Origin of the sequence: Pseudomonas sp. Z1-12, from assembly GCF_051132015.1 — a bacterium.
GTDB lineage: Bacteria > Pseudomonadota > Gammaproteobacteria > Pseudomonadales > Pseudomonadaceae > Aquipseudomonas > Aquipseudomonas zanjanensis.
On the sequence record NZ_CP071647.1, the window covers coordinates 6,452,808 to 6,465,547 of the forward strand.

A 12,740-nucleotide genomic window follows, 5' to 3' on the forward strand; every position below is an offset into this window, starting at 1 on the left:
AAGGCATTTCCTACGACGCTCTTCGCTTACGTCTGAACGACATGTTCACTTAAGAACATGACCAATCGAAATTTCTGCTTTTTATGCGACAACGAGCGATGCTATTTTCGGTAACGAAACTGTAACATTCGCATCCGCCGCCATAACAAGAACCTGGAGCACTTGAATGTTTGCTTTCTTTCGACCTGCCGCACACCAGGCAGTCCTGCCTGAAGAAAAAATAGACAGCACCTACCGACGCCTTCGCTGGCAGATCTTCGCAGGGATCTTCATTGGCTACGCCGGGTATTACCTGCTGCGCAAGAACTTCTCCCTGGCCATGCCGTACCTGATCGACGAGGGTTATACCCGTGGCCAGCTGGGCCTGGCCATGTCCGCCATCGCCATCGCTTATGGGTTGTCGAAGTTCCTGATGGGCCTGGTGTCCGACCGTTCCAACCCGCGTTACTTCCTGCCCTTCGGCTTGCTGGTCTCGGCGGGGGTGATGTTCGTGTTCGGTTTCACGCCCTGGGCAACGTCCAGCGTGACGATCATGTTCATCCTCCTGTTCATCAATGGCTGGGCCCAAGGCATGGGCTGGCCGCCAAGCGGACGGACCATGGTGCACTGGTGGTCGCAGAAGGAACGTGGCGGCGTGGTGTCGGTGTGGAACGTGGCGCACAACGTCGGTGGCGGCCTGATCGGCCCGTTGTTCCTGCTGGGGATGGCCTGGTTCAATGATTGGCACGCGGCATTCTACGTGCCCGCTACCGTAGCGCTCGTCGTTGCGGTGTTTGCCTTCGCGACCATGCGCGACACCCCGCAATCGGTTGGCCTGCCCCCGATCGAGAAATACAAGAACGACTACCCGGAAGGCTACGACGCCAGCCACGAGAACGAATTCAGCGCCAAGGAAATTTTCGTCAAGTACGTGCTGCGCAACAAGATGCTCTGGTACATCGCGATGGCCAACGTCTTCGTCTACCTACTGCGCTACGGCGTGCTGGACTGGGCGCCAACCTACCTCAAGGAAGCCAAGGGCTTCACGGTGGACAAGAGCTCCTGGGCCTATTTCTTCTACGAGTGGGCGGGCATTCCCGGCACGCTGCTGTGTGGCTGGATGTCCGACAAGATCTTCCGTGGCAACCGTGGCCTGACCGGCATGGTGTTCATGGCCCTGGTGACCGTGGCAACGCTGGTGTACTGGCTGAATCCGGCCGGCAACCCGACCGTCGACATGATCGCCCTGGTTTCCATCGGCTTCCTGATCTACGGCCCGGTGATGCTGATCGGTTTGCAGGCACTGGAGCTGGCGCCGAAGAAAGCCGCCGGTACCGCCGCGGGCTTCACGGGTCTGTTTGGTTACCTGGGTGGGTCGGTCGCGGCCAGTGCCGCCATGGGCTACACCGTGGACCACTTTGGCTGGAATGGCGGTTTTGTGCTGTTGGTCGGTGCCTGCCTGCTGGCGATGGCATTCCTCGCGCCAACCCTATGGCACAAGCAAATCGCCAGTCAGAGCCGCGAAGCGGTCGCCTGATCCAGCGCTGATTGGCAGCGCTTGAGCCGCGCCTCCAGGTTCCGGTCTGGCATGGCGTGGCTGCGCAGGGCGTGTACGGTCTGCTCGACATAATCGCGAGTGGTGCCGTAACGCCCACAGGCGCTTTCGAACACCTGGCTCAGCACATGGTCCGGCAAGTTGCCGGCATAGCTGGGCAGGTGTCGCTCCAGCACAAAACCCAAGGCTTGCACCCGACTGCCATCCTCGAGACGGCAACTGAGCCAGTGCGGGCGATAGGACGGCACCGGCATCTCGCGCTGCCACAGGGCAAACAATGAGTCCTCGAGGTTCTCCTGCGGCAATCGATAGGCGAACCCGCTGCACGAACCGCCGCGATCCAATCCGAACACCAACCCTGGCAATTCCGGGGTGCCGCGGTGTTCGTGGGACCACAGGTATAAACCGCGATGGTAACCATGGACCCGACCGCGCACCCGCTCCACCGCCGTACATTCTGGCCGCCAGATCAACGAACCGTAGGCAAACAGCCAGACCGGGCCGCCCTGATGAAGGCTCATGGTCGAGCGCATCGAGGCGAGCAATTGTTCGCGGGTCAGCTGTGCACCCAGCTCGAGCCGGGGCGGGTACAGGGCGCAGGTTATGGCGGATTCGATAGCGGTCATGGCCGTTAGCGGTTGGCTCCTCGCGGGGGCGGAAGGTAGTCGGGGGTGCCGTCATGGTGTTGACGGTCAGGGGAATTCACGCAAGTTAAATGCCATTGCGCACCCTATATACGTTATCGGTATCTAGTCTCAAGACTAAATATCGAAACGAAATATATGAAGTTATATCGATGGATGGACATCTGCCGTTGTGGCGAGGGAGCTTGCTCCCGCTGGACTGCGAAGCAGTCCCAAAAGAGGCGGTCGCTGCGCAACCGAGCGGGAGCAAGCTCCCTCGCCACAAAAGCAGACCTAAGCCTGGGTGTATAAATGCGGCTCAGGCCCGCGGTGCGTACGCGAACACATCCGCGCGCATCTGATGAGCGTCCATGCCTGCTTCCACCAGGGCATCGAGGGTGGCATAGATCATGGCCGGCGAACCGCTGGCATAGACGTGCACACCAGAAAGGTCACTGATGTCCTCGCACACCGCTTCATGGAGCATCCCGCAGCGCCCTTCCCAGCCACACAAGTCGCTGACGACTTTATGCAGGTACAGGTTCGGCAGTTTTTTCCATTCGTCCCAATGCTCGATTTCATAGAAATCTTCCGGCCGCCGCACGCCCCAATACAGGTGCACCGGGTGCTTGAAGCCCGCCGCGCGGCAGTGCTCGATCAAGCTGTGCATCTGCGCCATGCCGGTTCCAGCGGCGATCAGCACCAATGGGCCTTCCGGTAGCTCGGACAAATGCGTGTCGCCAAATGGCATTTCGACGCGCACGCTGGGGTTGCGTCGCAGTTGCTCCAGCAGCGCCTGTGCACTGCTTTCGCGCACCAATACGTGCAGTTGCAGCTCGCGCCCGGAATGCGGCGCCGAGGCCAGGGAAAAAGCCGATTTCTCGCCGTTTTCCCGCTCGATCATCAGGTACTGCCCGGCGTGATAGCGCGGTGGCTTGCCCGCCGGCGCACGCAGGCGCACTCGCCAGACATCACCGCCTACGTCGGCGCACTCGATTACCTGGCACGCCAGGTTGCGTACCGGCAGCTCACCCGGCGACAGCACGCCGTCCCACAGCACCACGCAGTCCTCCAGCGGCTCGGCGATACAGGTGAAGATCTCACCGTGATCGCGCACCTCGCCCGCCTGTTGCACACGGCCTTCCACCAGCAACGCGCCACAGACGTGGCAGTTGCCGTTGCGGCAGCTTTGCGGGCATTCATAGCCCAGGCGCCGCGCGCCATCGAGAATCCGCTCCGCCGGCTGTATCTCCAGCACCGCGCCGGAAGGCTGCAAGGTTACACGCATCAATCTATTCCTAACTGATTCCAGATGGCATCGATCCGTTGGGTAACGGCTTCATCCTTGACGATAACCCGGCCCCACTCACGGGTGGTTTCACCGGGCCATTTATGCGTGGCATCGAGCCCCATCTTCGACCCCAGGCCAGACACCGGCGAGGCGAAGTCGAGGTAGTCGATCGGCGTATTCTCGATCATCACCGTGTCGCGCTTGGGGTCCATGCGCGTGGTGATGGCCCAGATCACGTCGTTCCAGTCCCGTGCGTTGATATCGTCGTCAGTGACGATAACGAACTTGGTGTACATGAACTGTCGCAAAAACGACCAGACCCCGAGCATCACCCGCTTGGCGTGCCCTGGATACGACTTCTTCATGGTCACCACGGCCATGCGATACGAACAGCCTTCCGGCGGCAAATAGAAATCGGTGATTTCCGGAAACTGCTTTTGCAGGATAGGCACGAACACTTCGTTCAGCGCCACGCCGAGAATCGCCGGCTCATCAGGCGGACGACCGGTGTAGGTGCTGTGGTAGATCGGCTTGATCCGATGGGTGATGCGCTCGACGGTAAACACCGGGAAGCTGTCGACTTCGTTGTAGTAACCGGTGTGGTCGCCGTACGGCCCTTCGTCGGCCATTTCGCCGGGATGGATCACCCCCTCAAGGATGATCTCGGCGGTGGCCGGCACTTGCAGGTCGTTGCCGCGGCATTTCACCAGTTCGGTACGGTTGCCCCGCAGCAGGCCGGCGAAGGCATATTCGGAAAGGCTATCGGGCACGGGCGTGACAGCGCCGAGGATAGTCGCCGGGTCCGCGCCCAGGGCCACCGACACCGGGAAAGGCTGGCCGGAGTGTTTTTCACACCACTCGCGGTAATCCAGCGCACCACCCCGATGGCTCAGCCAGCGCATGATGACCTTGTTGCGGCCGATCACCTGCTGACGGTAGATGCCCAGGTTCTGACGGTCCTTGTTCGGACCTTTGGTAACGGTAAGGCCCCAGGTGATCAGCGGGCCGACGTCGCCCGGCCAGCAGGTCTGTACCGGCAGCATAGCCAAATCGACATCGTCACCCTCGATCACCACTTCCTGGCAGATCGCGTCCTTGACGACTTTCGGCGCCATGGAAATGATCTTGCGGAAAATAGGCAGTTTCGACCAAGCGTCCTTCAGGCCTTTGGGCGGCTCGGGCTCCTTGAGGAACGCCAGCAGCTTGCCGATCTCGCGCAGTTCGCTGACGGCTTCGGCACCCATGCCCAGGGCCACGCGCTCCGGTGTGCCGAACAGGTTGCCCAGCACCGGGATGTCATAACCCGTCGGGTTTTCGAACAACAGCGCCGGGCCTTTTGCGCGCAGGGTGCGGTCGCAGACCTCGGTCATTTCCAGGACGGGGGACACCGGCACCTGGATGCGCTTGAGTTCGCCGCGCTGTTCCAGCCCACTGATAAAGTCGCGCAAGTCGCGATACTGCATGCAAAAGCCTCATGGTCGCCGTGGCGTTCGGGGGCCCGAGTTTAACGCCGCCCGTCCAGAATAGTGAATGCACGGATAGCAAAAAGCCGGGTTTCCCCGGCTCTTGCTGGCCTGCCCTGATGATTTACTTGCGTTTCATCGACAGGAAGAACTCATCGTTGGTCTTGGTCGTCTTCAGCTTGTCGACCAGGAACTCGATGGCAGCGACTTCATCCATCGGATGCAGCAGCTTGCGCAGGATCCACATGCGCTGCAACTCGTCATCGGCGGTCAGCAACTCTTCGCGACGGGTACCGGAACGGTTGATGTTGATGGCCGGGAACACACGCTTCTCGGCGATACGACGGTCCAGGGGCAGCTCCATGTTGCCGGTGCCCTTGAATTCCTCGTAGATCACTTCGTCCATCTTCGAACCGGTTTCAACCAGTGCGGTGGCGATGATGGTCAGCGAACCGCCTTCCTCGATGTTCCGCGCGGCGCCGAAGAAACGCTTCGGTTTTTCCAGCGCGTGGGCATCGACACCACCGGTCAGCACCTTGCCGGAGCTCGGGATCACGGTGTTGTAGGCACGGGCCAGACGGGTGATGGAGTCCAGCAGGATCACCACGTCCTTCTTGTGCTCGACCAGGCGCTTGGCCTTCTCGATCACCATTTCGGCAACCTGCACGTGACGGGTTGGCGGCTCGTCGAACGTCGAGGCGACCACTTCGCCGCGCACGGTGCGCTGCATCTCGGTCACTTCTTCCGGACGTTCGTCGATCAGCAACACGATCAGGTGAACTTCAGGGTTGTTACGGGCGATGTTGGCCGCGATGTTCTGCAGCATGATCGTCTTGCCCGCTTTCGGCGGCGCCACGATCAGGCCACGCTGGCCTTTGCCGATAGGTGCGCACAGGTCGATGACACGACCGGTGAGGTCTTCGGTGGAACCGTTGCCGGCTTCCATCTTCATGCGCACGGTCGGGAACAGCGGGGTCAGGTTCTCGAAGAGAATCTTGTTCTTCGCGTTTTCCGGACGATCGAAGTTGATCGTGTCGACCTTGAGCAGGGCGAAATAACGCTCGCCTTCCTTCGGAGGGCGGATCTTGCCAACGATGGTGTCACCGGTGCGCAAGTTGAAGCGACGGATCTGGCTCGGCGAGACGTAGATATCGTCTGGGCCGGCGAGATAGGAAGCGTCTGCGGAGCGAAGGAAGCCGAAGCCGTCCTGGAGAATCTCCAGCACGCCATCACCGGAGATTTCCTCGCCGCTTTTCGCGTGCTTCTTGAGCAGGGAGAAAATCACGTCCTGCTTGCGCGAACGGGCCATATTTTCTATGCCCATCTGTTCGGCCAATTCGAGCAGTTCGGTAATCGGCTTTTGCTTGAGTTCAGTCAGATTCATATAGGAATGACGTAATCATTTATGGAGGGGGGAAATTAAGCTTTTGGCTTAATGAGGCCGCGCCGCGGAGAAGGCGACAGGATCGCGTACTTATTCGAAAGGAGAGCGTCGGCGACGGCTTGCAGGGGGCACTGGAGAAACCAGTGCGGGGCCGAATGTAACACCTGGGTTTGCGAGCGTCTAGCCCTGAATAACGAAAAAGCCCCGCGATTTGCGGGGCTTTTCCAGTGGCATTCGGCGCTTAGATGTTGGCGTCGAGGAAAGCAGCCAGTTGCGACTTCGACAGCGCACCTACCTTGGTGGCTTCGACGTTGCCGTTCTTGAACAGCATCAGGGTCGGGATACCACGCACGCCGTGCTTGGCCGGCGTCTCCTGGTTTTCGTCAATGTTCAGCTTGGCAACGGTCAGCTTGCCCTTGTAGGTCTCGGCAATCTCGTCCAGGACCGGAGCGATCATTTTGCAAGGACCGCACCACTCAGCCCAATAGTCGACCAGTACCGCGCCTTCGGCCTTGAGAACGTCAGCTTCGAAGCTAGCGTCGCTAACGTGTTTGATCAGATCGCTGCTCATGGAAATCTCCGGGGTCATCAGCAAAAAAACGTGGCCCATCATAGCGGCCCTTCCCGGGTTCAGGAAGCCGCAGTTGATTGAGTCTCGCTATGGCGCACGATGTATTTGAGTATGGCCCGGTTCAAGAAGCTACGGGAGCGACAAAGGAAATGCCGGTACGCAGCGCAGCGTTACGTACATGTTCCTGCATGGCTTTTTGCGCGGCGCCTGACGCCCGACGGGCCAGGGCGCGCAGGATCTTGCGATGCTCCTGCCAGGTTTCCATCGCCCGCTCCGCCCTGATGAACGGTAGTTTCTGGCTCTCCAGGAAGATCTCGGCGCTGGCGGTGAGGATGCTCAGCATCGCCTGGTTGCCGCTGGCCAGCAGGATACGCCGATGGAATTCGAAATCCAGCCGCGCGGCGGCGTCGAAATCCCCGACCTTCAATTCCCGGCGCATGGCTTCGACATTGTCTTGCAGCCGGTCGAGCTCATCGGCGCTGAGCGTCACCGCCGCCAACCCCGCCGCGAAACCCTCCAGGGCGTAGCGCAACTGGAAGATATCCACCGGCGAGGCCTGGGCCGCGAACGGCCAGCCCGGCGCCGATTCGCTGCGTGGAGCCTCTACCGGTGCCTGCACGAACACGCCCTTGCCCGGCTGCACGCTGATCATGCCCAAGGCACTCAGGGAGGACAGCGCTTCGCGCAACGACGCCCGGCTCACCCCCAGTTGCAGCGCCAGGTCTCGTTGCGAGGGCAACGCATCGCCGGGGCCGAAGCCTTCATCGACGATCAGTTTGCGGATGGCTTGCAGCGCCACTTCAGGAACGGCACGAGCGATGGAATTCATGATTTTTCAGACGAACCGGGCCAGTGAGCGGCTAGTTGTAAAGCTATTCGCCGCGCCCGGCAAGTCGTGCCCCAGCAGGGTTCGGCGGCAAATGCCGACGCTCGATAAAGGTGCGAAACGCGGCGCAACTGTTCAGACCAGTAAGACCGCCTCCCACCAGCAAAACCGTGGCTTTGGCCGATGAAAAGCCGGCTTGGCATGGGCTGTGCTCTGTCCGAACGCAGAAATCACATCACCGATTGCGGAGATTCGCCATGATTCAGCGTTGCAGCGCCCTGCTCACAGCCCTGTTCGCCAGCCTGATGCTTTGTCAGCTGCCTGCCCACGCCGATGGCCTGGAAGACGTGGTCAAGCGTGGCACCCTCAAGGTCGCCGTGCCCCAGGACTTCCCGCCCTTCGGTTCGGTCGGCCCGGACATGAAGCCCCGCGGCCTGGACATCGACACCGCGAAACTGCTGGCCGACCAGCTCAAGGTCAAGCTGGAACTGACCCCAGTCAACAGCACCAACCGCATCCCGTTCCTGACCACCGGCAAGGTCGACCTGGTGATTTCCAGCCTGGGCAAGAACCCGGAGCGGGAAAAGGTCATCGACTTTTCCAGTGCCTATGCGCCGTTCTACCTGGCCGTGTTCGGCCCGCCTGATGCCGCCATCAACACCCTGGACGACCTCAAGGGCAAGACCATCAGCGTCACCCGTGGCGCCATCGAAGACATCGAGCTGACCAAAGTCGCCCCCGAAGGCGCCACCATCAAGCGCTTCGAAGACAACAACTCCACCATCGCCGCCTACCTGGCCGGCCAGGTCGACCTGATCGCCAGCGGCAATGTGGTGATGGTCGCCATCAGCGAACGCAACCCCAAGCGTGTTCCGGCGCTGAAAGTGAAACTCAAGGACTCGCCGGTGTACGTGGGCGTGAACAAGAACGAGCAAGCGTTGCTGGACAAGGTCAACCAGATCCTGGCCACCGCCAGGACCGATGGCAGCCTGGAAAAGAACGCCCAGACCTGGCTCAAACAGCCGCTGCCGGCCGATCTCTGACCGTCGCTTGAGAGGCTGAGCATGGCTTATCAGTTCGATTTTCTGCCGGTGGTGCAAAACACCGAGCTGCTGTTGCGCGGCGCGCTGTTCACCTTGGAACTGACGGCCATCGGCACGTTGCTCGGGGTTGGCCTGGGCATCGTCGGGGCCGTGGTGCGGGCCTGGAACATTCGTCCGTTCGCAGCGATCTTCGGCGTGTACGTGGAGTTGATCCGCAACACGCCGTTCCTGGTGCAGCTGTTCTTCATCTTCTTCGGCTTGCCGTCCCTGGGCCTGCAGATTTCCGAATGGCAGGCCGCGGTACTGGCGATGGTGATCAACCTCGGCGCCTACTCCACCGAGATCATCCGCGCCGGTATCCAGGCCATCCCGCGGGGGCAACTGGAAGCCGCCGCGGCCCTGGCAATGAGCCGCTTCGAGGCGTTCCGCCACGTGGTACTGCTGCCGGCACTGGGCAAGGTCTGGCCGGCCTTGAGCAGCCAGATCATCATCGTGATGCTCGGCTCGGCGGTCTGTTCGCAGATCGCCACCGAAGAGTTGAGCTTTGCCGCCAACTTCATCCAGTCGCGCAACTTCCGCGCGTTCGAAACGTACGCGCTGACCACGCTGATCTATTTGTGCATGGCGCTGTTGATCCGCCAGTTCCTCAATTGGGTCGGGCGTCGCTACATTGCCAGGAGCAGCCAATGAGCGATTTCACTTTCTGGGACGTGGTGCGCAACCTGCTCACCGGGCTGCAATGGACCCTGGCCCTGTCGCTGGTGGCGTTTATCGGCGGTGGCGTGATCGGCTTGCTGGTGATGGTGCTGCGCATCTCCAAACGCGCCCTGCCCCGCAACATCGCCCGTACCTACATCGAGCTGTCCCAAGGCACACCGCTGTTGATGCAACTGTTCCTGGTGTTCTTCGGCGTGGCCCTGGCCGGAGTGGAGATTTCACCGTGGATGGCGGCGGCGATCGCCCTGACGCTGTTTACCAGCGCCTACCTGGCGGAGATCTGGCGCGGCTGTGTCGATTCGATTTCCCACGGCCAGTGGGAAGCCTCCGCAAGCCTGGCCCTCAACCCGCTGGAACAGTTGCGCTACGTGATCCTGCCCCAGGCCCTGCGCATCGCCGTCGCGCCGACCGTGGGCTTCTCCGTGCAGGTGGTCAAAGGTACAGCTGTCACGTCGATCATCGGCTTTACCGAACTGACCAAGACCGGCGGCATGCTCGCCAATGCCACGTTCGAGCCGTTCATGGTCTATGGCCTGGTCGCCCTCGGTTACTTCCTGCTCTGCTACCCCTTGTCCCTCAGTGCGCGCTACCTGGAAAGGAGACTGCATGCCTCTGCTTAGAATTACCGCCCTGCATAAATACTACGGCGATCATCACGTGCTCAAAGGCATCGACCTGAGCGTCGAGGAAGGCCAGGTGGTGGCGATCATCGGCCGCAGCGGCTCGGGCAAATCCACCTTGCTGCGCACCCTTAATGGCTTGGAGTCGATCAACGACGGTGTGATCGAAGTCGACGGCGAATACCTCGACGCCGCCCGTGCCGACCTGCGCAGCCTGCGGCAGAAAGTCGGGATGGTGTTCCAGCAGTTCAACCTGTTCCCGCACCTGACCGTCGGCGAGAACGTCATGCTCGCGCCGCAAGTTGTGCAAAAAGTGCCCAAGGCCAAGGCGGCCGAGCTGGCGCGGCAGATGCTGGAACGGGTCGGACTGGGCGAGAAATTCGATGCGTTCCCCGACCGTTTGTCCGGCGGCCAGCAGCAACGGGTGGCGATTGCCCGCGCCCTGGCGATGTCGCCGAAAGTGCTGCTGTGCGACGAAATCACTTCGGCCCTGGACCCGGAGCTGGTCAACGAAGTGCTCAGCGTGGTGCGGCAACTGGCCAAGGAAGGCATGACGCTGATCATGGTCACCCACGAAATGCGCTTCGCCCGGGAAGTGGGCGACAAACTGGTGTTCATGCACCAGGGCAAGGTGCATGAAGTGGGCGATCCGAAGGTACTGTTTGCCGATCCGCAGACGGCGGAGCTGGCGAACTTCATCGGTACGGTCGAGCCTGCCTGATCTTTACTGTCAAGGAAGTCCTCTGTGGCGAGGGAGCTTGCTCCCGCTCGATTGCGCAGCAATCGCAGGATCTGCCTGCCGATGTATCCCTGGTGTACCGGGTTGACTGGTTTTGGGGCTGCTACGCAGCCCAGCGGGAGCAAGCTCCCTCGCCACAAAGGCACCCTGCAACCTGCCCTGGCTCAAGGGTTTGGTTCAGGCGCGTTGGCGTAAGCGGTCGATCGTGGCAGGATGGCGAGGTTATCGACCGAGACTTTTTGACCATGCCGCCATCCCAAGCCAAGAATCTGTCCCTGATCGCTGCCATCGACCTGGGCTCCAACAGCTTCCACATGGTCGTCGCCAAGGCCCAGAACGGGGAAATCCGTATCCTTGAGCGGCTCGGCGAGAAGGTCCAACTGGCCGCCGGCATCGATGAAGAACGCCAACTGAGTGAAGAATCCATCCAGCGCGGGCTCGATTGCCTCAAGCGGTTCGCCCAACTGATCAACGGCATGCCCCTGGGCGCGGTGCGGATCGTGGGCACCAACGCCCTGCGCGAGGCACGCAACCGGGGCGAGTTCATCCGCCGCGCCGAAGCCATCCTCGGCCATCCGGTGGAAGTCATTTCCGGCCGTGAAGAAGCCCGCCTGATCTACCTGGGCGTTTCCCATACTTTGGCCGACACCCCAGGCAAGCGCCTGGTGGCGGACATCGGCGGCGGCAGTACCGAATTCATCATCGGCCAGCGCTTCGAGCCGCTGCTTCGCGAAAGCCTGCAGATGGGCTGCGTCAGCTACACCCAACGTTATTTCCGCGACGGCAAGATTACTCCTGCCCGCTACGCCCAGGCCTATACAGCGGCGCGCCTGGAAATCATGAGCATCGAGCATGCCCTGCACCGCCTGACCTGGGATGAAGCCATCGGCTCCTCGGGGACCATTCGCGCCATTGGCCTGGCGCTCAAGGCGGGTGGCCACGGCACCGGCGAAGTCAATGCCGAGGGCCTGGCCTGGCTCAAGCGCAAGGTGTTCAAGCTCGGTGAGGCGGACAAGATCGATTTCGAAGGCATCAAGCCCGACCGCCGAGCGATTTTCCCGGCGGGCCTGGCGATCCTCGAAGCGATTTTCGACGCCCTCGAACTGCAACGCATGGACCACTGCGAGGGCGCCCTGCGCGAAGGTGTGCTGTATGACCTGCTGGGGCGTCATCATCACGAAGACGTGCGCGAGCGCACCCTGGGCTCGCTCATGGAGCGTTACCACGTCGACCAGGAGCAAGCTGTACGGGTCGAGCGCAAGGCCCTGCACGCCTTCGACCAGGTGGCTGACGACTGGGACTTGAACGACGGGGTCTGGCGCGAGCTGCTGGGCTGGGCCGCCAAGGTTCATGAAGTGGGCCTGGACATTGCCCACTATCACTACCACAAGCACGGTGCCTACCTGATCGAGCACTCGGACCTGGCGGGGTTTTCCCGGGAAGACCAGCAGATGCTCGCGCTATTGGTACGCGGCCATCGGCGCAACATTCCCAAGGATAAATTCGCCGAGTTCGGCGACGACGGCATCAAGCTGATTCGCCTGTGCGTGCTGCTGCGTTTTGCGATCCTGTTCCACCACATCCGTGGCACCCAGGAAATGCCGCAAGTGGCCCTGCATGCCGACGGCGATCAGCTGGACGTGATGTTCCCCGACGGCTGGCTGGAAGAGAACCAACTGACCCAGGCCGACTTCGCCCAGGAAGCGGAATGGCTGACGCGGGTCGGGATTGTGCTGAACATCCATTGATTGGCGGTTTGGCACGCTTCCCGTGGCGAGGGAGCTTGCTCCCGCTCGACTGCGCAGCAGTCGCCGGATCTGCCTGAAACGGAATATTCCCTGACACACCGAGCTGAATGGCTTCAGGGCTGCTTCGCAGCCCAGCGGGAGCAAGCTCCCTCGCCACAAAAGCGAAGCCTGCCCCCCCAAC

12 protein-coding genes are annotated in these 12,740 nt (G+C 61.3%); 6 read left to right on the forward strand and 6 right to left on the reverse strand.

Annotated features, from left to right (window positions below; translation table 11 throughout):
• Nucleotides 1-166 precede the first annotated feature (166 nt).
• Entirely contained in the window at nucleotides 167-1,516 is a 1,350-nt protein-coding gene (gene glpT, locus J3P85_RS28315; protein WP_434704256.1) for a glycerol-3-phosphate transporter, read from the forward strand.
• Here glpT and J3P85_RS28320 read toward each other — a convergent pair.
• The 6 genes from J3P85_RS28320 to J3P85_RS28345 all read right to left on the reverse strand — a co-directional run bounded on the left by J3P85_RS28320 (nucleotide 1,492) and on the right by J3P85_RS28345 (nucleotide 7,695).
• Entirely contained in the window at nucleotides 1,492-2,160 is a 669-nt protein-coding gene (locus J3P85_RS28320; RefSeq protein ID WP_434704257.1) for a gamma-glutamylcyclotransferase, read from the reverse strand. The two genes, glpT and J3P85_RS28320, sit on opposite strands and share 25 nt — an antisense overlap.
• Nucleotides 2,161-2,476: 316 nt before the next feature.
• Nucleotides 2,477-3,445 (reverse strand): CDP-6-deoxy-delta-3,4-glucoseen reductase, encoded by a 969-nt coding sequence (locus tag J3P85_RS28325; protein WP_434704259.1) that lies wholly within the window; start codon nucleotides 3,443-3,445, stop codon nucleotides 2,477-2,479.
• Entirely contained in the window at nucleotides 3,445-4,911 is a 1,467-nt protein-coding gene (ubiD, locus tag J3P85_RS28330) for a 4-hydroxy-3-polyprenylbenzoate decarboxylase (RefSeq protein ID WP_434704260.1), read from the reverse strand. The genes J3P85_RS28325 and ubiD overlap by 1 nt, the downstream gene beginning before the upstream one ends.
• A gap of 124 nt (nucleotides 4,912-5,035) precedes the next feature.
• Nucleotides 5,036-6,295 (reverse strand): transcription termination factor Rho, encoded by a 1,260-nt coding sequence (gene rho, locus J3P85_RS28335; protein WP_003206716.1) that lies wholly within the window; start codon nucleotides 6,293-6,295, stop codon nucleotides 5,036-5,038.
• 241 nt (nucleotides 6,296-6,536) lie between these two features.
• On the reverse strand, nucleotides 6,537-6,866 hold the full coding sequence (gene trxA / locus J3P85_RS28340; RefSeq protein ID WP_003206727.1) for a thioredoxin TrxA: 330 nt from the start codon (nucleotides 6,864-6,866) through the stop codon (nucleotides 6,537-6,539).
• Nucleotides 6,867-6,987: 121 nt separating this feature from the next.
• Nucleotides 6,988-7,695, reverse strand: a complete 708-nt coding sequence (locus J3P85_RS28345) for a FadR/GntR family transcriptional regulator (RefSeq protein ID WP_250965004.1) — start codon at nucleotides 7,693-7,695, stop codon at nucleotides 6,988-6,990.
• A gap of 254 nt (nucleotides 7,696-7,949) precedes the next feature.
• Here J3P85_RS28345 and J3P85_RS28350 point away from each other — a divergent pair, with 254 nt between their 5' ends.
• The 5 genes from J3P85_RS28350 (at nucleotide 7,950) to ppx (ending at nucleotide 12,559) form a co-directional block, all read left to right on the forward strand.
• On the forward strand, nucleotides 7,950-8,735 hold the full coding sequence (locus J3P85_RS28350) for a transporter substrate-binding domain-containing protein (RefSeq protein WP_434704261.1): 786 nt from the start codon (nucleotides 7,950-7,952) through the stop codon (nucleotides 8,733-8,735).
• A 21-nt stretch (nucleotides 8,736-8,756) separates the two neighbouring features.
• On the forward strand, nucleotides 8,757-9,425 hold the full coding sequence (locus J3P85_RS28355; RefSeq protein ID WP_207963834.1) for an amino acid ABC transporter permease: 669 nt from the start codon (nucleotides 8,757-8,759) through the stop codon (nucleotides 9,423-9,425).
• Nucleotides 9,422-10,072: an amino acid ABC transporter permease gene (locus tag J3P85_RS28360; protein ID WP_434704262.1), complete on the forward strand. Its 651-nt coding sequence runs from the start codon at nucleotides 9,422-9,424 to the stop codon at nucleotides 10,070-10,072. The genes J3P85_RS28355 and J3P85_RS28360 overlap by 4 nt, the downstream gene beginning before the upstream one ends.
• Complete coding sequence (locus J3P85_RS28365; RefSeq protein ID WP_030138144.1) at nucleotides 10,059-10,793, forward strand: amino acid ABC transporter ATP-binding protein; 735 nt, start codon at nucleotides 10,059-10,061, stop codon at nucleotides 10,791-10,793. The genes J3P85_RS28360 and J3P85_RS28365 overlap by 14 nt, the downstream gene beginning before the upstream one ends.
• Before the next feature lie 263 nt (nucleotides 10,794-11,056).
• Entirely contained in the window at nucleotides 11,057-12,559 is a 1,503-nt protein-coding gene (ppx, locus tag J3P85_RS28370) for an exopolyphosphatase (RefSeq protein ID WP_208665953.1), read from the forward strand.
• The last annotated feature ends 181 nt before the right edge of the window (nucleotides 12,560-12,740 follow it).